Origin of the sequence: Cupriavidus plantarum (genome assembly GCF_905397285.1) — a bacterium.
Lineage (GTDB): Bacteria > Pseudomonadota > Gammaproteobacteria > Burkholderiales > Burkholderiaceae > Cupriavidus > Cupriavidus plantarum.
Genome location: NZ_CAJPUX010000018.1, coordinates 1 through 21,320 on the forward strand (window position 1 = coordinate 1; position 21,320 = coordinate 21,320).

The 21,320-nt window shown below is 67.0% G+C and carries 17 protein-coding genes; 9 read left to right on the top strand and 8 right to left on the bottom strand.

The features are described from left to right. Both KHP16_RS27960 and KHP16_RS27965 read right to left on the bottom strand, forming a co-directional pair. Nucleotides 1-2,219, bottom strand: a 2,219-nt coding sequence (locus tag KHP16_RS27960; protein WP_211961615.1) for a DUF6600 domain-containing protein, incomplete at its 3' end; no start/stop codon positions are given. Between the two features lie 432 nt (nt 2,220-2,651). Further along, nucleotides 2,652-3,980 (bottom strand): putative bifunctional diguanylate cyclase/phosphodiesterase, encoded by a 1,329-nt coding sequence (locus KHP16_RS27965; RefSeq protein WP_109584972.1) that lies wholly within the window; start codon nt 3,978-3,980, stop codon nt 2,652-2,654. A 249-nt stretch (nt 3,981-4,229) separates the two neighbouring features. On the opposite strand from KHP16_RS27965, the gene KHP16_RS27970 reads away from it, so the two are divergent. The 8 genes from KHP16_RS27970 to KHP16_RS28005 all read left to right on the top strand — a co-directional run bounded on the left by KHP16_RS27970 (nt 4,230) and on the right by KHP16_RS28005 (nt 14,285). Beyond that, nucleotides 4,230-5,876 (top strand): methyl-accepting chemotaxis protein, encoded by a 1,647-nt coding sequence (locus tag KHP16_RS27970; RefSeq protein WP_109584971.1) that lies wholly within the window; start codon nt 4,230-4,232, stop codon nt 5,874-5,876. A gap of 18 nt (nt 5,877-5,894) precedes the next feature. Then, nucleotides 5,895-6,383, top strand: a complete 489-nt coding sequence (locus tag KHP16_RS27975) for a chemotaxis protein CheW (protein WP_109584970.1) — start codon at nt 5,895-5,897, stop codon at nt 6,381-6,383. A gap of 7 nt (nt 6,384-6,390) precedes the next feature. Then, entirely contained in the window at nt 6,391-7,827 is a 1,437-nt protein-coding gene (locus KHP16_RS27980; protein ID WP_211961617.1) for a CheR family methyltransferase, read from the top strand. Nucleotides 7,828-8,053: 226 nt separating this feature from the next. Next, on the top strand, nt 8,054-8,728 hold the full coding sequence (locus KHP16_RS27985) for a chemotaxis protein CheW (protein WP_211961629.1): 675 nt from the start codon (nt 8,054-8,056) through the stop codon (nt 8,726-8,728). Then, nucleotides 8,725-11,112 (top strand): hybrid sensor histidine kinase/response regulator, encoded by a 2,388-nt coding sequence (locus tag KHP16_RS27990; protein WP_211961619.1) that lies wholly within the window; start codon nt 8,725-8,727, stop codon nt 11,110-11,112. Before KHP16_RS27985 ends, KHP16_RS27990 begins: the two co-directional genes overlap by 4 nt. After that, a complete protein-coding gene (cheB, locus tag KHP16_RS27995; protein WP_211961621.1) occupies nt 11,109-12,131 on the top strand; it encodes a chemotaxis response regulator protein-glutamate methylesterase in 1,023 nt (340 codons plus the stop codon). Before KHP16_RS27990 ends, cheB begins: the two co-directional genes overlap by 4 nt. Nucleotides 12,132-12,177: 46 nt before the next feature. Continuing rightward, nucleotides 12,178-13,185, top strand: a complete 1,008-nt coding sequence (locus KHP16_RS28000) for a response regulator (RefSeq protein ID WP_115954156.1) — start codon at nt 12,178-12,180, stop codon at nt 13,183-13,185. Nucleotides 13,186-13,460: 275 nt separating this feature from the next. Then, nucleotides 13,461-14,285 (top strand): DUF4397 domain-containing protein, encoded by an 825-nt coding sequence (locus tag KHP16_RS28005; protein ID WP_109584966.1) that lies wholly within the window; start codon nt 13,461-13,463, stop codon nt 14,283-14,285. A gap of 46 nt (nt 14,286-14,331) precedes the next feature. Here KHP16_RS28005 and KHP16_RS28010 read toward each other — a convergent pair whose 3' ends face one another. The 4 genes from KHP16_RS28010 to KHP16_RS28025 all read right to left on the bottom strand — a co-directional run bounded on the left by KHP16_RS28010 (nt 14,332) and on the right by KHP16_RS28025 (nt 18,642). Next, nucleotides 14,332-14,646 carry a helix-turn-helix transcriptional regulator gene (locus KHP16_RS28010; RefSeq protein WP_109584965.1) on the bottom strand — a complete coding sequence of 105 codons (315 nt, stop codon included), beginning with the start codon at nt 14,644-14,646 and terminating at the stop codon, nt 14,332-14,334. 104 nt (nt 14,647-14,750) lie between these two features. Next, nucleotides 14,751-16,253, bottom strand: a complete 1,503-nt coding sequence (locus KHP16_RS28015; RefSeq protein ID WP_109584964.1) for a tripartite tricarboxylate transporter permease — start codon at nt 16,251-16,253, stop codon at nt 14,751-14,753. A 13-nt stretch (nt 16,254-16,266) separates the two neighbouring features. Beyond that, the gene (locus KHP16_RS28020) at nt 16,267-16,728 is read right to left on the bottom strand and encodes a tripartite tricarboxylate transporter TctB family protein (protein ID WP_109584963.1); all 462 of its coding nucleotides are present in this window, start codon (nt 16,726-16,728) and stop codon (nt 16,267-16,269) included. 441 nt (nt 16,729-17,169) lie between these two features. Further along, the gene (locus KHP16_RS28025; RefSeq protein ID WP_211961623.1) at nt 17,170-18,642 is read right to left on the bottom strand and encodes an MATE family efflux transporter; all 1,473 of its coding nucleotides are present in this window, start codon (nt 18,640-18,642) and stop codon (nt 17,170-17,172) included. Nucleotides 18,643-18,821: 179 nt separating this feature from the next. Here KHP16_RS28025 and KHP16_RS28030 point away from each other — a divergent pair, with 179 nt between their 5' ends. Beyond that, complete coding sequence (locus KHP16_RS28030; protein WP_109584961.1) at nt 18,822-20,249, top strand: NAD-dependent succinate-semialdehyde dehydrogenase; 1,428 nt, start codon at nt 18,822-18,824, stop codon at nt 20,247-20,249. Between the two features lie 15 nt (nt 20,250-20,264). On the opposite strand, the gene KHP16_RS28035 is transcribed toward KHP16_RS28030, so the two are convergent. Beyond that, entirely contained in the window at nt 20,265-20,603 is a 339-nt protein-coding gene (locus tag KHP16_RS28035; RefSeq protein ID WP_109584960.1) for a cytochrome C oxidase subunit IV family protein, read from the bottom strand. Nucleotides 20,604-20,611: 8 nt separating this feature from the next. Then, the gene (locus tag KHP16_RS28040; protein ID WP_109584959.1) at nt 20,612-21,307 is read right to left on the bottom strand and encodes a heme-copper oxidase subunit III family protein; all 696 of its coding nucleotides are present in this window, start codon (nt 21,305-21,307) and stop codon (nt 20,612-20,614) included. Nucleotides 21,308-21,320 lie beyond the last annotated feature (13 nt).

Genomic DNA, 21,320 nt, shown 5'->3' on the forward strand with positions numbered 1-21,320 from the left:
TCGAGCGCCCGCTGCTGATCCATCTGCGCGCGTTGCATCGCCGCGCGCTGCTCATCCTGCTGCTGCCGCTGCTGGGTAAAGGCCCGCTGCTGGGCCCGCTGCTGCTCCTGCGCGCGCTGCTGCTCCATTTGCGCCCGCTGCATCGCCGCCCGCTGCTCATCCTGCTGCTGCCGCTGCTGGGTAAAGGCCCGCTGCTGGGCCCGCTGCTGCTCCTGCCGCGCACGGTCCGTGGCGGCCTGTTGTTCGCCTAGCTGGCGCTGCTGCTCCATTTGCTGACGCTGCAGCGCCAGCTGTTGCTGCCGCTGGAAGTCGCCTCCCTGCCGCTGCTGTTCCTGCAGCTGCCGTTGCTGCTCGTACTGCTGACGCTGCAGCGCCTCCTGCTGCTGCCGCTGGAAGTCCGCCCCCTGCCGCTGCTGCTCCTGCAGTTGCCGCTGCTGATCGAATTGCTGCCGCTGCATCGCCTGCTGCTGACGCTGTGCCTCCGCTGGCAACCCCCGCATCTGGTCCGGCCGCGTCGAATACGCGCGTCCGTTGTCCGCCCCGGGCGCCGATACGAACCCCTGCGGCTGCCCGGCCCGCCCTTGCTGCCCGCCCTGCCACGGCTGCCACGGCTGCCGGTCTCTCGGCCGCTGGGCCGCCTGGCTGATCCGTACGTCCGAATACTGCGTCACCGGCTGCGCCCCTCGCCCCGGCTGGCGGGCGTCGGGGCCGCGCCAGGCGGGGCCCGCTCCCGCCGTGCCGCCCTCGCGGGCGAAGCGGCGGGCCAGGTCGTCGCCGCGGACTACCCCGGGCGCGCGCGCCGCGATGGCCTCGCGGTCGAAGGTCTGACGCCACTGCGGCGGCAGGTTTCGTACCGGCGCACCGCCGGTCAGGCTCGTCTTGACCGGCGCGATCGCCGGCCCCCCATGCGCCTCGCCCCCCGGAATCCGCCGCCATTCGTCGGCATTCCCGCCCGCCCGGTAAGGCGCCACCGGCCGCCCCTCGACAAACCCGCGCGCCGGCATTCCGGTGATCGCGCCCGGCACCCCGCGGTTGAACCAGCGATCCCGATCGCCACGCCCATTCCAATCGCGCATCCCGCCATGATTGATCCGTGTCAGATACGCGGGACTCGACCGATACACCGGCCGATATCGTTCCCCCGGCCCGAGCGGATACCACGCGACGCCCGGCCCACCACCAATCCGGATCTGCGCCGAGCTCCCGATAAACCCGACAACTGCCGGCGCATAACACGGCCGGACATTCGCCGGCCCCGGCACCCACCCCCAGCGATTTCCCACATGCGCCCAATGCCCATAGTGCGACGGCGCAAACCCCCAGGGCGCGTCGTCGACCCACGTCCAGCCCCACGGCGCGACCCACGCCCACTGCCCGACGCTATATGGCGCCCACCCCGGCGATACCGCCCGTGGGAACCACACCGCGCCATAGTCCGCGTCCTGCTGCCAGTCGCCGTAATCGTCGAGCGCCGTGTAGCCCGGCATGTCGCGCGGCACATACTGCGCCGCCACCGACCGGTCCTCCCGCGCATCGCGATCCGCCGTCCACCGATCGAATGCATCGGTCGGCGCAAGGTTGCCCGCCCCGGCATCGGCCAGATCCGTCCCCGCAAACCGCATGCGCTCGCCCCGCTCCATCTCCGTCGAACGATTATCCCCATACAGCACGGCCCGGCCATGCCGCATCGTCACCGTCGTGGTGCTGCCATCGGGCGCGACGTCCAGCCGATAATCGCCGGGCTCGGTCGGCACGAACGCGAGATTCGGCGTATCGACCTCCACGGTCTGCCCCTGTGGCAACGCCCGCACGCGCAACTGCAGCGTGCCCTGCGTGAGCTTGACCTGCGTGGTGTCGTCATCGAGATTGAGCACGGACACCGCGGTCGCCCCCGCCAGCCGCACCGCGGTCGAGCCCGCATGCAATTCCGCGCGACCGCCCGGATCGACCCACAGACGGTCGCCCGTGGTAACAGGCCGATTCAGGCCGGTCGCCGCCCACGTGTCCGACCCCGCCGGGGCGAAACTGACATTCCCGGCGACGTCCGTCAGCGTCGCCACGCGCGACGACGGATCGGCGGCCAGCACCGCATTGCCCGGATCGCCGAGCGGACTCCCCGACGGATCGACGGGCTGGCCATAGCCCTGGGAATAGCCATACCCCTGCGGCGCGACACCCTGCGCACTGGCGGAAACCGCGATCACGCTTGCCAGCACCATGGGGGCGAGCCGCCACGGCGTCGCGCGCCGAAGGCGCGGGAGATCGATCAAGGAAGAAAAGGGGCGCATTGCTTCAGAGTCGTGGGTCGGGCGCGGCATGGATGAGCAACAACAGGGATGATCAACCTGGATGATCAACCAACAAGCGACGCCATATTGTCACCCTATATGCGGAACCCGTCGCCGCGCGCACCCGCGCGTGAGGACTTTGTAAGCACGTATTTCCCCGTCCCCGCACGCTCGCATGCGTCGCCACCCGGCGAGCCCGGCCGCGCGCGGTTGTCAGGGAAGCGCGGGCGCGCCAGACCACGCAGATGCGGACGCACGTGGAAACAAGTCTTGCAGTCGGAGAGACATTCGTTGTCTGCTGCTGCGCCGCATCAAGGGTGAGGCCCGACCCGGCCCGACGGCGCGCGGCCCCGGGCGGCGCGATCAGCGCGGCTGGTTGCGCAGGAAGTCGGTCAGGCGATCGGGCGCCATGGGCCGCCCATAGAGGTAGCCCTGCGCCTCGTAGCAACCGTTCGCGAGCAGGAAGTCGCGTTGCCCCACCGTCTCCACGCCCTCGGCCACGACGCCGATGCCCAGGCTGTTGCCAACGGTAATGACCGAATTGACGATCGCCGCATCCACGCCGTCATCGACGACATTGCGGATAAACGACTGGTCGATCTTGAGCCGGTCCACGGGAAACGTCTTGAGGAACGACAGCGAGGCGTAGCCCGTCCCGAAGTCGTCGCAGGTGAGCGTCACGCCGTCCCGGCGGAGCGCCTGAAGCTGGTCGGAGACATCGTCGCCCTGCTGGAGCGCGATGGTTTCGGTGATCTCGATCTCGAGCAGCGAGGGCGGCAGCTCCAGCGCGCGGAGGACGTGCCGGACCTCGGTCAGCAGCCGGCTCTCGGCCAGCTGCGCGGCAAACAGGTTGATCGCCACGCGCGGCGCTTCCTCGCCGAACTGCAGCGACCACGCCCTCGCCTGCGCGCAAGCCGTATGGAGCAGCCACATGCCGACGTCGCTCGCGACACTGCTGGCGGCCAGCGCGTCGATGAACGCCGCCGGCGTCAGCAAGCCGAGCGTCGGATGCCGCCAGCGCATGAGCGCCTCCGCGCCAAGCACGCGGCCATCGCGCAGATCGACCTGCGGCTGGTACAGCAGCTCGAACTGCCGCTGGGCATAGGCCTCCCGCAGGGCCTGGACGAGCGACAGGCGCGTCGTCACATCGGTCCGCATCTGGGGCTTGAAGAAGCGGATGGTCCGGCCGCCGTCATGCTTGGCGCGCGCGAGCGCCAGGCTGGAGGCGGCCAGCACGTCGGAAGCGGTATCCCCGCCTGCCGGCAGCACGCAGGCGCCGACACTGGCCAGCACATGATGGCGGCGGCCGGCCATCTCGTACGGCGCGGACAGCATGGACTGGATCGCGGCGCTGACGTGGCGCACCAATGTGGGGTCAGAAATGGACGTCAGCAGGACGCCGAACTCGTCGCCGCCGACGCGGCCGATCACCGCATCGCGCGGCGAGGCATCCTTGAGACGGCGGGCCACGTGCTGGAGGATGAGGTCGCCCTCGGCGTGGCCATGCATGTCGTTGAACGCGCGGAAGTCGTCAATGCCCACAAGCAACAAGGCGAAACGGGGCGTCGCGTCTGCCTGCAGACGCGTTTCCAGCCGCTTCAAGAATGCCTGGCGGGCGACCACGCCGGTCAGCGGATCGAGGTCCGCCGGCGGCAAGGCGCCAGTCGCCTTTGCCTCCGACCTGGCCACCATTCCTGCCCTATCTGTTGTGAATGACATTGTGCGCGCTTCAGCTATTTGGCAAGTGTGACGAAAACCATGGAAAAATCAAGCGTCTCACATTGACGGCGCTCGCGCGCAACGGCGCCGCGGGGCGGCTTGCGGGCGTCGTTGAAATGGGTTGGGGGTTCGCGTACCCTACGCCGCAACCCTTGCGCGGGTCTGGACGGTTACCGCAAGGCGGGCGCCCGGGGGCGCCTTCCGTCCGGATCCGGCAGGGGTATGACATCTCATAACAAGATCATCATCGTGAAGCACTGGACCATCCGAACGCGCATTCTGGCGAGCTTTACCTTCATTCTGCTGGTCATGACGCTCATGGCCGTGGTGTCGTACAACCGCCTGAGCAAGATCGAGCACGAGACCACGGTCATGCGGACCGATGCGTTGCCGGGCCTGACCTACAGCGCGGGACTGCGCGGCGTCTGGGGGGAGATCTACGTCCTGGCATGGCAGACCGTCACGGCCGCCGACGAAGGCCAGCGCGGCCGCCTGCTGGCGCAGACCAAGGACGCGATCCAGCGCTTCGATCGTTTGGAACAGATGTACGAGTCCTCCATCGCGCGCGAGGAGGACCGTGTTCGCTTCGAGGCCTTCAAGCAGGTACGGGTCAAATACGATCAGGCCGCCCTGCCCTATATGGATCCCCTGCGGTGGAAGGACACGGCAACTGCCGAGGCCGCCCTGCGCGGCAACGCCCACGACCTCTGGTTCGAGGGCCGCAAGCTCCTGCAGCAGCTCGTCGACGACAACACGGCGGTGAACGACCGGGCCGCGGCCAGCATCGTCAATGCCGTCGACGCGGCGAAGATAAGCATCGAGGTAGCGCTCGCCATCGCCGTGCTGGCCGCCGCGGTCTGCGGCTACCTGCTGCTGCGCGCCATTACCGTGCCCATGCGGACCATCGTCTCGCTGCTCGCCACCATGCGCGGCGGCGACCTGCGCCAGCGCATGACGCTGGCCCGCCGCGACGAGTTCCTTGCCGTCGAGGAAGGCTTCAACCAGATGTCCGGCGAGCTGACGTCGCTGGTCGGCCAGGCACAACGCTCGGCCATCCAGGTCACGACGTCGGTCAACGAGATCGCCGCGACGGCACGCCAGCAGCAGGCCACGGCGACCGAGACGGCCGCCACGACCACCCAGATCGGCGCGACCTCGCGCGAGATCTCGGCCACCGCGCGCGACCTCGTTCGCACGATCAGCGAGGTATCGCACGCCGCCGAGCAGACCGCCGGGCTGGCGGGCACGGGTCAGGTCGGCCTGTCGCGCATGGAATCCACCATGCACCACGTGATGGACGCCGCCGGGTCGGTCAATGCGCGCCTGGCCACCCTCAACGAGAAGGCCGGCAACATCAATCAGGTGGTCACGACCATCGCCCGCGTGGCCGACCAGACCAATCTGCTGTCGTTGAACGCCGCGATCGAGGCGGAGAAAGCCGGCGAATATGGCCGCGGTTTCTCGGTGGTGGCCACCGAAATCCGCCGGCTGGCCGACCAGACCGCCGTGGCAACCTACGACATCGAGCAGATGGTGCGCGAGATCCAGTCCGCCGTGGCCGCTGGCGTGATGGGCATGGACAAGTTCTCCGAGGAAGTCCGCCGCGGCATGTCCGAGGTGACGCAGGTCGGCGACCAGTTGTCGCAGATCATCGGTCAGATCCAGTCGCTGGCGCCGCGCGTGCAGATGGTCAACGAAGGCATGCAGGCACAGGCCGGCGGCGCCGAACAGATCAATCAGGCGCTGATGCAGCTGTCGGAAGCCGCGCAGCAGACCGTTGAGTCGCTGCGCCAGTCGAGTCAGGCGATCGACGAGCTGACGCTCACAGCCAACGAACTGCGCAGCGGCGTGTCCCGCTTCAAGGTCTGAGCGACATTGTCGCCCGCGATGAAATTGTTCCTGTTGTTCCGCATCGGCAGCGACCACTATGCGCTCGACGCCGCCGAGGTCGCCGAGGTGCTGCCGCTGACGGCGCTCAAGCAGGTTCCGGGCGCGCCGGCATGGGTGGCGGGACTGATGGTCCGGCACGGCAGCCCGGTACCGGTCATCGATATCTCGGCGTTGGCCACGGGCACGCCGGTGGTGCCGCGCACGAGTTCGCGCACGGTGCTCGTCCACTATCGTCCTTCCCCAATGCCTCCCCGACTGCTTGGGCTGCGGCTCGAATACGCGACGGAGACGCTGCGCTGCGCAGCCGAGTCCTTCGTCGATGGCGGCATCGATCCGGGCCCGGCCCGCTATCTCGGTCCCGTGCGGCATGACGCGCGCGGGCTCGTGCAATGGATCACCGTGCCGGCGCTGCTGCCCGATGACGTGCGCGCCCTGCTGTTTCCCGAGGATGCCGCCCCGGCGACCTCCGCCCTGAACGTCCCATGAGCCCGACATGATCAACGCGATTCCTGACGCCACGCATATCGCGCTGCTGCTCAAGGAGCGGATCGGGCTCGATGCCGAGACCATCGGCTCGGGGGCCGTGGCGCGCGCGGTGCGCGATCGTCTGGCCGCCGTGGGGGCGGAGGATATCGCCACCTACTGGAACGTGCTGCATGCCGCGCCGGACGAGATGCAGGCGCTCATCGAAGCCGTGATCGTTCCCGAGACCTGGTTCTTCCGGCATCGGGAGGCGTTGCTGGCCCTGGCGCGAGCGGCGGGGCAACGGATATTTGGCTCGGCCGCCGACGTGCCCGTCTTGCGCGTGCTGAGCGTGCCTTGCTCCACGGGCGAGGAGCCCTATTCGATCGCGATGGCGCTGCTCGATGCCGGCATTCCGGCGGACCGCTTCCGCGTCGATGCCATCGACATCAGCGCGCGTTCGCTCGAGCGGGCGCGGATCGGGATTTACGGGCCCAACGCGTTCCGCAGCGCGCCGCTCGATTATCGCGAACGGCATTTCTCGGTGGCGCCGGCGGCGGTGCCTGGGAGCTACCAGATCGATGCGCGGGTGCGGGCGCAGGTGCGGCTGCTTCGGGGCAACCTGGTGGACCCGCTGCTGCTTTCCCACGAGGCGCCCTACCACTTCGTGTTCTGCCGCAATCTGCTGATCTACTTCGACGCCGAAACGCAACGCCGCGCGGTTCGCACGCTCACCCGGCTGACGGCCCCCGACGGCATGATCTTCGTCGGGCCGGCGGAGGCGAGCCTCCTGACGCGCGAAGGACTGCGGAGCACGGGTGTGCCGCTGGCGTTTGCGTTTCACCCGGTGCCGGTCGCGGATGCGCCGCTACCCGTCGCGGCGACGTGGCCGCCGGTTCAGGAAGCACCCGCGCCGCGGGTCGCGGGACCGGCTTCGCGCGCGGTGCGGGGTGAGCGCCCCGCATCGCCGGGCCGGTGGTCCCCGGATGCGATGGGTGTGGGCGACCGTCCGATCGGTGCGGCTCGGGGCGGCGTTCGGGGCGGCGTTCGGGGCGGCGTTCGGGGCGACGTTCGGGAGGAAGCCCGCCCGGACGCGCGTGCCGCGACGGCCGTGCCGGCGCGCGAGCCGGTACCTGGCGACGCCGATCGCGAGCGCCGCGCCGCGCTGACGGCCATCGCGGCGCGCGCGGATCGGGGCGAACTGGCCGAGGCGATGGCCGCCTGCCTCGACTACCTCGACATGCATGGCCAGTCGGCCGACGGCTGGTGCCTGCTCGGCGTGCTCCACGATGCCGCCGGCCGCACCGCCGATGCGCAGGCCGCCTATCGCAAGGCGGTCTACCTCGACCCCGGTCACGAGGAAGCGCTCTATCACCTCGCCGCGCTGCTGGAGAGCGTCGGCGACACCCCCGCCGCCACGCGCCTGCGCCAGCGCGCGCAGCGACACGCCCGCATGAACCATGGCTGAACCCTCCGCGCCTCCCAACCGCCGCGTGGACGGCATGGACGAGCCGATCGACACGCGCATCGATCCCCCGGCCTCCGGCCGGCCCGACGCGCCCGAGGCCAATGGCGGTCGCGCCGGGTTCGCCTCGGTCGCGCCGGTGGACGGCCGTGGCAGCGCGCCGTTAAGCGGCCACGCCCATGACCCGGCAGGCGCCGGGGCCTCGGCCCTCGTCCGTGCCGATACCCCGATGCTCGATGCAAAGGTTGATGCCATCGATGACTGCTGGCGACGGATCGGCATCTCGGGCGACCGGAGTTGTCCGGAGCTCGAGAGATATGTCCGCTGCCGCAATTGCCCCGTCTACGCCAACGCCGCCGTCGCGTTGCTCGACGCCCTTTCAGTCGATGCGCCGATCGATATCGCGCAGATGGAGGCCGCCACCGACGCCCACCGCAACGCGCATGCCCGCGGGCGCTCGTGCCTCGTGTTCCGCGTCGGCGACGAATGGCTCGCGCTGCCGACCGTCGTGCTCGGCGAGGTGACCGCGCCAAGCCCCGTCCATTCGCTCCCGCACCGCCGCCATGCCGCCTTGCTCGGCGTGGCACCGGTGCGTGGCGCATTGTTGCCGTGCCTGTCGCTCGCGCTGCTGTTCGACGCCAACGCCGTCTCGGACAAAGACGCCCAGCCCGCGCGCGGCGCCCGCTTCCTGGTCCTTGGCCAGGGCCGGCAAGCCCTTGCCTTGCCCGTGGAAGAAGTCGCAGGCGTGCATAACGTCCCTGACGCCACGCTGCTGCCGCTGCCCGCCACGCTCGCCCGCGCATCGTCGCACTACACGGAGGCGTTGTTCGACCACGATGGCCGTACCGTCGGCCTGCTGAACGCGGCCATGCTGCGCCAGGCGCTTGCCCGGAGCCTGTCATGAATCCCGAACAGCTACGCGATGCCTCGATGCTCGAGCTGTTCGCGCTCGAGGCCGATTCGCAGGCGGAAGTCCTCAACGCCGGCGTGCTCGCGCTCGAACGCGACCCCGTCGCGGCGGACCACCTCGAGGCCTGTATGCGCGCCGCGCATTCGCTCAAGGGCGCCGCGCGGATCGTCGGCCTCGATGGCGGCGTGCGGGTCGCGCATGTCATGGAAGACTGCCTCGTCGCGGCGCAGCGGGGCGGCCTGCTGCTGTCGCCCGCGCATATCGATGCGCTGCTGCAGGGCACCGACCTGCTCCAGCGCATCGGCCATCCGCCCGGCGGCAAGCTCGACTGGTCGGAGACGGACGGGCGCGAGGAGATCGACGCCTTCGTCGCGCACATGAACGCCGTGCTCGACGGCACCGCCGCATCGCCCGCACCGGGCACGCGGGCACCCGTCATGGCGAGTCCGCCCATGGCCGAACCGGCCCTAGCCTCGCCCCCCGAGGCCACGCACATCGCATCGCCACCCGCGGTGCCCCGCCACACAACGGCCGAGGCAACGGCCGACGTAACAAGCAACGCAACAAGAAACGCAACAAGCAATGCAACAAGCAATGCGGCAGCCGACGACGGGGCCCCGGGCAGGCAAGAGCGCATGCTGCGCGTCAACGCCGACCGCCTGGACCGCGTGCTCGCGATGGCCAGCGAGGCCATGGTGGAGACGCATTGGCTCCACCCGTTCGGCGTAGCGCTCCAGCAGACCCGCCGCCAGCAGATGCGCATGATGCAGGCCGTCGACAGCATGCAGGCGCTGCTAACGAGCCCCGACGCGAGCGTGGCCCGCATGGGCGCAGCGCTCGCCGACCTGCGTCGCATGCTCGGCGAAGCCAGCGATCAGCTTTCCCAGCGTGCCGACGAGCTCGACCAGTACGACCACCGCGCGACGAGGCTATCCCGCACGCTCTACGACACCGCGCTATCGTGCCGCATGCGCCCGCTGTCGGACGGCATCACCGGATACTCGCGCATGGTGCGCGACCTCGGCCGCGCGCTCGGCAAGTCCGTGCACCTCGAACTGTCGGGCGAGCACACGCAGGTAGACCGCGACATCCTCGAACAACTGGACGCGCCGCTCGCCCATCTGCTGCGCAACGCCGTAGACCACGGCATCGAAAGCCCGGAAGCCCGCAAAAAGGCAGGCAAGCCCGAAGAAGGCCGCATCTCGCTGCACGCGCGCCACAACGCCGGCCGCCTCGTCATCGAGATCTTCGACGACGGCGCCGGCGTGGACTTCGAGGCCTTGCGCGCCGCCATCGTCCGCCGCGGCCTCGCGCAGCCCGATACCGCCACGCGGCTCTCGCAGGCGGAGATGCTCGAGTTCCTGCTGCTCCCCGGCTTCAGCCTGCGAGAGACCGTGTCCGAAGTCTCGGGCCGCGGCGTCGGCCTCGACGCCGTGCAGGACATGGTGCGCGGCGTGCGCGGCAGCCTCCGCGTGACGCAGCAACCCGGCAGCGGCATGCATTTCCACCTGGAACTGCCGCTCACGCTGTCCATCGTGCGCGCCCTGCTCGTCGAGGTCGCCGGAGAAGCGTACGCATTCCCCCTCGGCCACGTCCTGCGCGCCGCGAGCGTATCGCGCGAGGACATCGAGCAGATCGAAGCCCAGCAGCATTTCCGGCACGACGGCAAACCCGTGGGACTCGTCAGCGCGGCCCAGTTGCTGCAACGCCCGGAACGCCAGCGCGACGACGCCGCGCTGCCCGTGGTCATCCTCGGCGAGCACGACCGTGTCTATGGCGTGGCCGTTGACCGCCTCATCGGCGAACGCACGCTGGTCGTGCAGCCGCTCTCCCCCGCGCTCGGGAAGATCAAGGACATCGCCGCGGGGAGCCTGACCGACGACGGCACCCCCGTGCTGATTTTCGATGTCGAGGACATGCTGCGCTCGGTGGAAAAGCTGGTCTCCGACGGCCGCCTCACGCAGGTCAGGCAAGCCGGGCAGGAAGCCGGACAGACACGCCGCAAACGCGTGCTCGTCGTGGACGATTCCTTGACCGTGCGCGAACTCGAGCGCAAGCTGCTCGCGGGGCGCGGCTATGATGTCGCCGTGGCGGTCGATGGCATGGACGGCTGGAACGTACTGCGCGCGGAGACGTTCGACCTCGTCATCACCGACGTCGACATGCCCCGCATGGATGGCATCGAACTTGTCGGACGCATTCGTTCCGAGCCGGGCCTGCAGCACTTGCCCGTCATGATCGTTTCGTACAAGGACCGTGAGCAGGACCGCGAACGCGGCCTGCAGGCCGGCGCGGATTACTATCTGGCCAAAGGCAGTTTCCACGACGCCGCACTGCTCGACGCGGTGCAGGACCTGATCGGCGAGGCACGCGCATGAAGATCGGTATCGTCAACGATTCCCCGCTGGCCGTCGCGGCACTCCGCCGCGCGGTATCGCTCGAGAACACGCACGAGATCGTCTGGGTCGCCGGCGATGGCGAGCAGGCCGTTCGCATGGCCGCCTCCCGCACGCCCGACGTCATCTTCATGGACCTGCTGATGCCCGTCATGGACGGCGTGGAGGCCACGCGCCGCATCATGGCGGCCACGCCCTGCGCCATCGTGATCGTGACGACCGACCTCGGCCGCAACGCGACGCAGGTCTTCGATGCCATGGGACACGGCGCCATCGACGCCGTGGACACGCCCACGCTCACCGAACCGGACGCGCAACTCGTGGCCGGCCCATTGCTGCGCAAGCTGCGGAATATCGGCCGCCTGCTCGCGGGTCGCGGCGCCATGCCGAACACTCTGCGCCGCGCCACACCGCTGCCCGCGGCGCCTCGCCTCGTGGCGATCGGCGCGAGCGCGGGCGGCCCCGCGGCGCTCGCGACGCTGCTCGCGGAAATTCCCGAGAACTTTGGGGCGGCTGTCGTGATCGTACAGCACGTGGATGAAGCGTTCGCGCAGGGCATGGCCGAATGGCTCGACGCGCAGTGCAAGCTGCCCGTACGCCTGGCGCGCGCGGGCGAAACGCCGCAGACGGGCACCGTGCTGCTGGCCGGCACCAACGACCATCTGCGCCTTGCGGCCAGCGCGCAATTCGCGTACACGGCGGATCCCGCGGACTCCCTGTACCGGCCTTCCATCGACGTGTTTTTCGAAAGCGTCGTGGAACACTGGCGCGGCGAGGCCGTAGGCGTGCTGCTCACCGGCATGGGCCGCGACGGCGCACTGGGGCTGCGCGCGATGCGCGAACGCGGCTACCTGACCATCGCGCAGGACCAGGCGACGAGCGCCGTCTACGGGATGCCAAAGGCCGCTGCGGCGCTCGACGCGGCCTGCGAAATCCTGCCACTGCCGCGCATCGCGGCAAGATTGATCAAGGCCTGTGGCGGGGGACGCCCGTCGTGCTGATGCGGCACGCCAGACGGCAACAATAAGAAGATTCAGGAAGCACAACATGTCTAGACACAACGATTCGGCCGACGCGGGGGCCAATAGCGAGTACCTCTCGATGGTGCTGCTGGTGGACGACCAGGCCATCATCGGAGAGGCGATCCGGCGCGCGCTCGCGGGCGAGTCCGATATCGATTTCCACTATTGCGCGCAGCCCGAGGAAGCGGTGGCCGTGGCGGAGCGCACGCAGCCCACGGTGATCCTGCAGGACCTCGTGATGCCCGGTACCGACGGCCTCACGCTCGTGCGGCGCTATCGCGAGAATCCCGGCACGCGGGACATCCCGATCATCGTGCTGTCCACCAAGGAAGAGCCGACGATGAAAAGCGCGGCCTTCGCGGCTGGCGCGAACGACTACCTCGTCAAGCTTCCCGACAGCATCGAACTCATCGCGCGCATTCGCTATCACTCGCGCTCGTACCTGAACCTGCTCCAGCGCGACGAGGCCTACCGGGCCTTGCGGCAAAGCCAGCAGCAGTTGCTGGAGACCAACCTCGAACTGCAACGGCTCACGAATTCGGACGGCCTCACGGGCCTCTCCAACCGGCGCTACTTCGACGAATACCTCGGGGCCGAATGGCGCCGCGCGCAACGCGAACAGACGCAGCTCGCGCTGCTGATGCTCGATGTCGATGCATTCAAGGCGTACAACGACACCTATGGTCACGTGGCGGGCGACGACGTGCTGCGCCGCGTCGCGAGCGTGATTCGCGACAACTGCACGCGTCCCGCGGATCTGCCCGCGCGCTTCGGCGGCGAGGAATTCTCGATGATCCTCCCCTCGACATCGCCCGGCGGCGCACGCCTGCTTGCGGAGAAAGTCAGGCGTGCGATCGAAGGCATGAAGATCCCGCACAGCGGCTCACCCAACAGCGAATTCGTGACGGTGAGTATCGGCGGCGCGGTCATCGTGCCCGAGACCGACAGCGTATTCAGCAGCATCGTCGAAGCGGCGGACTCGGGTCTTTATCAGGCCAAGCGCAGTGGCCGCAATCAGGTGGTCATGGTGTAAGTTTTCCCTGCCGGCGGACACGATGTAAAGATTGCCGCATCGCGTCCAGCCCTTGTCTCGTCTGGCATCGCGGCATTTCGTTCCGCTTCGCGTGTGTCCGGAATGTAACCAGATTGTGGGATTCTTCCGACATGGATTTCGGAGCCGTGCGGCTCCTCGCCACGCCTCGACATGCCTATCGTTGCATCACGGCATGCGCGACTTCTTCAGCTGCCTCACCGCTGCCCCGGCACGGCTGCATCGCGCGCTATTTTCCACAACGGCGAGGTGAATCCATGACAAGCTTCAAGAATAAATTGACCCTGGGATTGGTGGTTGCTGCAACGGCACTGCTGGCGGCATGCGGTGGCGACGACGGCGTCGACGACCGCCTTGGCATTTCGAAGCCGTCCGTGCGGCTGCTCAACACGGTGCCGGTCGGCGTGCGCGTTGACCTGTTCCAGAACGGCGCGCCGACGCAAGTCTCGAACGCGCCCTACAAGTTCGTCTCCGCGTACTTCGACATCTCGAAGGACAATAACCTGTTCCAGTTGCGCGTCGCCGGCACGCAAACCGTAATCGGCCAGACGACCATCAACGGCGCGACCGGCCACAAGTATTCGCTGATCGCGACGCCGGGCTCGTCGGGTGCGGAACTCGTGGTGATCGACGATCCGTATGACAAGGGCCTGACCTCCGACAAGGCGCGCGTCCGTGGCTTCAATGCCGCGCTGAACGCACAAAACATCGACATGTACATCACGGCCCCGGCGATCGACCTCAACTCGGTCAGCCCGACGCTCGGCGCCATCTCGTACAAGAATGCCAACCCGGCTTCCGGTTCGGACTCGATTTACTTCGACTCGGGTACCTACCGTCTGCGCATCACCACGGCCGGCACGAAGAACGTGATCTTCGACTCGGGCGCGCTGACGCTGGACAAGAACGCTGACTGGCTGATCACGACGATCCCTGTTGACGGCATTGGCGCGGTGGTGCCGAACAGCATCAAGGTGCTGGTGGCACAGAGCAGCACGGGCGCGGGCGATTCGCAGGAACTGGTCACGCAGCCGCTGACCACTGCCCCGACCGCACCGGCTTCGGCTGTCGCCGCTCAGTAAGCCACCTCAGTAAGCCGCTTCTACCGCTGCAAGAAAAAAACGCCGCTCACGCGGCGTTTTTTCTTTCCTCCACATCCTCGATGTCATCGCGCAGCACGGCGAGGTGCGACAGGTAAGCATCGAGCTCGGCACGTCCGGAATCGGTAATACAGTAGACGCGACCGTTTCCTTCCACAAGCTCCGCGGTAATCGCGCGCGCCATCATCAGGCTACGCAGGATCGGCCGCAGCGCGCGGATGTTCTTGTCGATGCCGCGATCGCGCAACCGCTCGACGAGATTGAACACCGTCGCCGGACTGGCCTGTACGAGCTTCAGAATGTAAAGCCGGAATACGACCCGGTCCAACGGAGGCGGTTTCATGGTGGTTATCATGCTGACACGCCAAAAAAGCGGGGTGCGCGTGGCACCCCTAAAGCTTGCGTTGTGTACGCCGGAGTGGCGGCGTAGTTCCGTAGCGCGGCGCGCTATTCTTCCTGGAACGCTTCCTCGCGCTTCGCCTTGATCGACGGCAGCGCAACGACTGCGACGAGTGCGGCGGCGGCGATCAGCAGGCCCAGCGACAGCGGACGCGAGAAGAACACGCTGAAATCACCACGCGACAGCAGCAGCGAGCGGCGGAAGTTCTCTTCCATCATCGGTCCCAGCACGAAGCCGAGCAGCAGCGGCGCGGGTTCGCACTTGAGCTTCAGGAACAGATAGCCGATCACGCCGAAGGCCGCAGCCATGAACACGTCGAACGTCTGGTTGTTCACCGAGTACACGCCGATGCAGCAGAACGTGAGAATCGCGGGGTACAGGAAGCGATACGGCACGGTCAGCAGCTTCACCCAGATACCGATCATCGGCAGGTTCAGGATGATCAGCATCAGGTTACCGATCCACATCGAGGCGATCAGGCCCCAGAACAGCGCGGGGTTGCTCGTCATGACCTGCGGACCCGGCTGGATGTTATGGATGGTCATTGCACCGACCATCAGCGCCATCACGGCGTTCGGCGGAATGCCGAGCGTCAGCAGCGGGATGAACGAGGTCTGCGCCGCGGCGTTGTTCGCCGATTCCGGACCCGCCACGCCTTCGATGGCGCCCTTGCCGAATTCATGCGCGTACTTCGAGGTCTTCTTCTCGAGCGAGTAAGCCGCGAACGACGCCAGCGCCGCACCGCCGCCCGGGAGGATACCCAGTGCCGAGCCCAGGAACGTGCCACGCAGCACGGCCGGGATCATGCGACGGAAGTCTTCCTTCGTCGGGAACAGGTTCGTCACCTTGTTCGTGAACGTCTCGCGGGCTTCCTTCTGCTCGAGGTTCGCGATGATTTCCGCGAAACCGAACATACCCATGGCCAGCGCCACGAAGTCGATACCGTCGGTCAGCTCAGGCACGTCGAACGAGAAGCGCGCCGCGCCAGAGTTCACGTCGGTACCGATCAGGCCGCACAGCAGGCCCAGCACGATCATCGCCACGGCCTTCGGCAGAGAGCCGGAAGCCAGCACCACCGCACCGATGAGGCCCAGCACCATCAGCGAGAAGTATTCGGCGGGGCCGAACTTGAACGCGAGTTCCGACAGCGGCGTGGCGAAAGCGGCCAGGATCAGCGTGGCCACGCAACCGGCGAAGAACGAGCCCAGGCCGGCGGTCGCCAGTGCCACACCGGCACGTCCGCGCCGTGCCATCTGGTAGCCGTCGATCGTGGTCACCACCGACGACGATTCGCCCGGCAGGTTCACCAGAATGGCCGTGGTGGAGCCGCCGTACTGCGCGCCGTAGTAGATACCGGCCAGCATGATCAGCGCGGCCACCGGCGGCAGCGAATAGGTCACGGGCAGCAGCATCGCGATGGTCGCGAGGGGCCCGAGGCCCGGCAGAACGCCGATCAGCGTGCCGAGCACGCAGCCCAGGAACGCATACGCGAGGTTCTGCAGGTTCAATGCCGTGGAGAAGCCCAGGGCAAGGTGGTCGAACAATTCCATTTGCGTGCGCCCCTTAGCCCGTAATGAAAGCAGGCCACACCGGCATCTGCAGGTTGATACCGTAGACGAAGGCACCCATGCTGATCAGTACCAGCACGACGCCCGCGCACAACGCACCCTTCCAGCTGAATTCGTGGCTCGCCATCGACGAGATCACCACCAGCACGAACACCGACAACACCATGCCGAGCGGCTTCAGAAGCAGGCCGAACAGCACCACCGAACCCAGAATCCACAACAGCGTCTTCAGGTCCCAGCGGGCCAGTTGATCTTCCTCACCCTTGGTGCTCAGGGAGCCGATCGTCACGATCACGCCGAGCAGGGCCAGAACCAGGCCAAGCAGGAACGGAAAGTATCCGGGGCCCATTTTCGCGGCAGTTCCCATGGAATAACCGCGCGCGACGAAGGAAAAGCTCAGGCCGACCAGAATGAACATCAGGCCGGAGGCGAAATCCTTTTGGCTGCGTATGCGCAAAGCGAATCTCCTCAACGTTTATCAAACCATGCCACTCGCGTAGTGCGCCGGCTCTGGCGCGAGATGCGAGCACAACCGAAACAAAACGGGTGCGGTCGGCACGATGGGACGAACAGTAGAGACGCGATCTTTCAGCCGCCTTTCAGTTGTCTGGTGTTTAGGGTATTCACCGAGAGACGACGATGACCGCTGAAAAACGCGGCTTTTTGCATTACATCACGTCGTGATATATCGATGCACGGGCACGAAGAATCGATGGTGCGGTGCGTCGAAAGGGGATTGAAAGCGAAGGTCCGCGTAATTGGCGGAAGCAATCTTTCGATTGCCTTACACGCGATGGACCCGCGATAGACAGGCGATGGCGGACGCGGACATTTGCACGGGCGCGCAAATGTCTCTCATGTGAAATCGCGATGAATGACTGGAGACTATCGCCCTACTTCAGCGGGGACTCGCCGCCGTCGGCGTGACGGTTTCGCTCGCGGCGTCTTCGCAGGGCGTGGCCATGCTCGTGTCCGCGGCCTGCCCCATCGCGGCGGGGGCCGGCGCCTCCGGCAGGATATGCGCGCGCCGCCAGTTGCCGAAGCGGTAATACGCCCAGGCCAGCAGGACGGAGACGGTCGAGCCAAGCGGAAAGCTCCACCAGATCGACTCGGCGCCGATACGGTCGCCGAGCACCCACGCGAACGGCAGCCGGATGCCCCACATCGAGACGAAGAGGATAACGAGCGGCGCCATGACGGCGCCCGTTGCGCGCACGGTGCCGAAGATCACGATCGTGAAGCCGAACAGGATGAACGACCACAGCACCACGTGGTTGATATGCTGGGCGGTGGAAATGGCGAGGCTGTCGTCGCCGAGGAACAGACTCAGCGAATGGCGGTTGAACACGTAGAGCAGCGCCACCAGCGCGCCGGTCATGAATACGTTGAACAGCAGGCCGACCTGCGTGATGCGCGTCACGCGCGCCCATAGCCCTGCGCCGACGTTCTGCGCGACCATCGACGACACGCTGGCGCCGACGGCCAGCGCGGGCATCTGCACGTATGTCCATAACTGCGATGCCACGCCATAGGCCGCGGTCGTCTGCGAACCGTAGGTATTGACGAGCGACATCATGACGATCGCCGACGAAGAGATGACCACCATCTGCAGGCCCATCGGCAGGCCCTTGGTCACGAGCGCGCGCAGGATCGCGCCATCGGGACGCAGCAGGCGAAGCTCACCGCGACGGAGCAGCAGGAAGTGCTTGCGGCGATAGAGCAGCGCGATCATCGCGAACAGGCTTGTCACCTGCGCGATCAGCGTGGCCAGCGCCGAGCCCGCGATGCCCAGCGGTGGGATCGGACCCACGCCGAAGATCAGCACGGGATTGAGCACCACGTCGATGATCACCGACAGCAGCATGAAGTAGAACGGCGTGCGCGAATCCCCGGCGCCACGCAGTGCCATCATCACGAAGTTGTAGAAGTACATGAACGGCAGCGCGATGAAGATGACGCGCAGGTACACTTCCGCCAGCGGCGTGGCATCGGCCGGGGTATGCATCGCGGCGAGGATGGCTGGCGTGAAGACGTAGCCGAGCGCGGCCGCGACGACCGAAAGCAGCACGAAGAACGTCGTGCTGGTCCCGACCACGCGCTTCGCCTCCGCGATATTGCGCGCCCCCACCGCCTGCCCGATCAGGATGGTGTTGGCCATGCTGATGCCGAACACCACGCCGAGCAGGAAGAACAGGACGATGTTCGCGTTGGAGGTCGCCGTGAGCGCCGCTTCCCCGAGATAGCGCCCGACCCAGACCGCGTTGACCGACGCGTTGAGCGACTGCAGCACGTTGCTGCCGAGCACGGGGAGCGAAAACGTTAGCAGTGTGCGGCCGATCGGGCCGGTGGTCAGTCTGGCGTCTGGTTTCATGCGCCGATTATAGGGGGATGCCGGGGCGATCCATGTCGGTGCATGGCTGATGATGATGCGCGTTGCACGCGCACGCGGTAAGCTTGCGGTTTCGCTGTGCCAACCCCGTTTCCAGAAACCGTTCCCGCCCAACCCGCCGGCGCCCCCATTGCTGCGGTGCCGCACCACAGGAGACACGCATGTACCAGGATCTCGCCCTCTATATCGACGGAGAATTCGTCAAGGGCGGCGACCGGCGCGAGCAGGACGTGCTCAACCCGGCCACCCAGGAAGTCATCGGCAAGCTGCCGCACGCCTCCCGCGCCGACCTGGACCGCGCCCTCGCCGCCGCCCAGCGGGCCTTCGAGTCGTGGAAGAAGACCTCGCCGCTGGACCGCTCGAAGATCCTGCGGCGCGTGGCGGAACTGACCCGCGAGCGCGCCAAGGACATCGGCCGCAATATCACGCTGGATCAGGGCAAGCCGCTCGCCGAGGCCGTCGCGGAGGTCATGATCTGCGCCGAACACGCCGAATGGCACGCCGAGGAATGCCGCCGCATCTATGGCCGCGTGATTCCGCCGCGCCAACCCAACGTGCGCCAGATCGTCGTGCGCGAGCCGATCGGCGTCTGCGCGGCCTTCACGCCGTGGAACTTCCCGTTCAATCAGGCCATTCGCAAGATGGTGTCGGCCATCGGCGCCGGCTGCACGCTGATCCTGAAGGGCCCGGAAGACTCGCCCAGCGCCGTGGTCGCGCTGGCCCAGCTGTTCCACGATGCAGGCCTGCCCCCGGGTGTGCTGAACATCGTGTGGGGCGTGCCAGGCGAGATTTCGACGTACCTGATCGAATCGCCGATCGTCCGCAAGATCTCGTTCACGGGCTCCGTGCCGGTGGGCAAGCAGCTGGCCGCGCTGGCCGGCGCCCACATGAAGCGCGTGACGATGGAACTGGGCGGCCATTCGCCGGTGCTGGTGTTCGACGACGCCGACATCGAACCGGCCGCCGAGATGCTGGCCCGCTTCAAGCTCCGTAACGCCGGCCAGGTGTGCGTGTCGCCGACCCGCTTCTACGTGCAACAAGGCGCGTACGACAAGTTCCTGGCGCGCTTTACCGAAGTCATCGGCTCGATCAAGGTCGGCAATGGCCTCGAGGATGGCACCCAGATGGGTCCGCTCGCGCACGAGCGCCGCATTGCCTCGATGGAGCAGTTCCTCGACGACGCCAACCACCGCGGCGGCAAGATCGTGGCCGGCGGCTCGCGCATCGGCGACAAGGGCTACTTCTTCGCGCCGACCGTGATCACGGACCTGCCCGACGACGCCAAGCTCATGACCGACGAGCCGTTCGGTCCGGTGGCCCCTGTCGTGCGCTTCAAGGACACCGACGAGGTGCTGCGCCGCGCGAACAGCCTGCCGTTCGGCCTGGCCTCGTACGTGTTCACGAACTCGCTGAAGACCGCCAACTACGTGTCGAACGGGCTGGAAGCCGGCATGGTCAATATCAACCATTTCGGCATGGCGCTCGCCGAGACGCCGTTCGGCGGCATCAAGGACTCGGGTATCGGCAGCGAAGGCGGCCAGGAGACGTTCGATGGCTACCTCGTGACCAAGTTCATCACGCAGGTCTGACGCGCACGCGCTCCGCTACCGGAAGAACGCGCCCCGCGTGAGGAACGTGAAGTTGGCCTCCTCGGCCATCAGCCACACGAGGACCAGCAGGCATAACGGCGGGAGCAGGATGGCGCAGATCAGCGCCATCCGCTCCCATGCCATATGCATGAACACCGCGATGATCAGGCCCGCCTTGGCCGCCATGAAGATCAGGATCAGCGCCCAGCGCAGATAGCCCTGCACGTGGAAGTAGTCCACCGCGTACGACATCGCCGACAGGATGAAGAGCAACACCCACACCTTCAGATACAGGCTGATCGGGTGCTGCTGGCCGTGTTGCGCGCCATGCGTGGCGGGTAGGTTGGCTTCCATGGGACACCTCACCAGAGGTAGAACAGCGCGAAGATGAACACCCACACCAGATCCACGAAGTGCCAGTACAGGCCGGCGATCTCGACGATCTGGTAATTACCGGACCGCTCGTAGTGCCCGCCGAGCACGCGCAGCGCCACCACGAGCAGATAGATCACGCCGCACGTGACGTGCAGGCCGTGGAATCCCGTGATCATAAAGAACGTCGAGCCAAACTGCGCGGCGCCCATGGGGTTGCCCCACGGCCGCACGCCCTCGTCCACGATCAGCTTGGTCCATTCGAAGGCCTGCATGCCGACGAACATGGCGCCGAACAGCGCCGTCACGAGCATCAGCATCGCGCACTCGCGGCGCTGGCGCCGGTAGGCGAAGTTCACGGCCATCGCCATGGTGCCGCTGCTCGTGATCAGCACGAAGGTCATGATGGCGATCAGGATCAGCGGCACGGGCTGCCCGCCGAACGACAGCGCGAAGACCTCGCTGGGGTTCGGCCACGGCACCGTGGTGGACATCCGCACGGTCATGTAGCCCGTCAGGAAGCAACTGAAGACGAAGGTATCCGACAGCAGGAAGATCCACATCATCGCCTTGCCCCAGGACACCTTGAACGCGCGCTGGTCCGAAGACCAGTCGGCGATCAATCCGCGGAAGCCTTCGGGCAACCTTGCCAGCGGATCGTGCGCGGTAGAGAGTGGCGCAGTCATGGCGTCTCCTTCC

Excerpts from the sequence above, each read along its gene's own strand:
- KHP16_RS28000 (WP_115954156.1), top strand. The coding sequence starts at position 12,178 with ATGTCTAGACACAACGATTCGGCCGACGCGGGGGCCAATAGCGAGTAC.
- KHP16_RS27975 (WP_109584970.1), top strand. The coding sequence starts at position 5,895 with ATGAAATTGTTCCTGTTGTTCCGCATCGGCAGCGACCACTATGCGCTC.
- KHP16_RS28025 (WP_211961623.1), bottom strand. The coding sequence starts at position 18,642 with ATGAAACCAGACGCCAGACTGACCACCGGCCCGATCGGCCGCACACTG.
- KHP16_RS27965 (WP_109584972.1), bottom strand. The coding sequence starts at position 3,980 with ATGGTGGCCAGGTCGGAGGCAAAGGCGACTGGCGCCTTGCCGCCGGCG.
- KHP16_RS28035 (WP_109584960.1), bottom strand. The coding sequence starts at position 20,603 with ATGGAAGCCAACCTACCCGCCACGCATGGCGCGCAACACGGCCAGCAG.
- KHP16_RS28010 (WP_109584965.1), bottom strand. The coding sequence starts at position 14,646 with ATGAAACCGCCTCCGTTGGACCGGGTCGTATTCCGGCTTTACATTCTG.
- KHP16_RS27985 (WP_211961629.1), top strand. The coding sequence starts at position 8,054 with ATGCTCGATGCAAAGGTTGATGCCATCGATGACTGCTGGCGACGGATC.
- KHP16_RS28005 (WP_109584966.1), top strand. The coding sequence starts at position 13,461 with ATGACAAGCTTCAAGAATAAATTGACCCTGGGATTGGTGGTTGCTGCA.
- cheB (WP_211961621.1), top strand. The coding sequence starts at position 11,109 with ATGAAGATCGGTATCGTCAACGATTCCCCGCTGGCCGTCGCGGCACTC.
- KHP16_RS28015 (WP_109584964.1), bottom strand. The coding sequence starts at position 16,253 with ATGGAATTGTTCGACCACCTTGCCCTGGGCTTCTCCACGGCATTGAAC.
- KHP16_RS28040 (WP_109584959.1), bottom strand. The coding sequence starts at position 21,307 with ATGACTGCGCCACTCTCTACCGCGCACGATCCGCTGGCAAGGTTGCCC.
- KHP16_RS27990 (WP_211961619.1), top strand. The coding sequence starts at position 8,725 with ATGAATCCCGAACAGCTACGCGATGCCTCGATGCTCGAGCTGTTCGCG.
- KHP16_RS27970 (WP_109584971.1), top strand. The coding sequence starts at position 4,230 with ATGACATCTCATAACAAGATCATCATCGTGAAGCACTGGACCATCCGA.
- KHP16_RS27980 (WP_211961617.1), top strand. The coding sequence starts at position 6,391 with ATGATCAACGCGATTCCTGACGCCACGCATATCGCGCTGCTGCTCAAG.
- KHP16_RS28030 (WP_109584961.1), top strand. The coding sequence starts at position 18,822 with ATGTACCAGGATCTCGCCCTCTATATCGACGGAGAATTCGTCAAGGGC.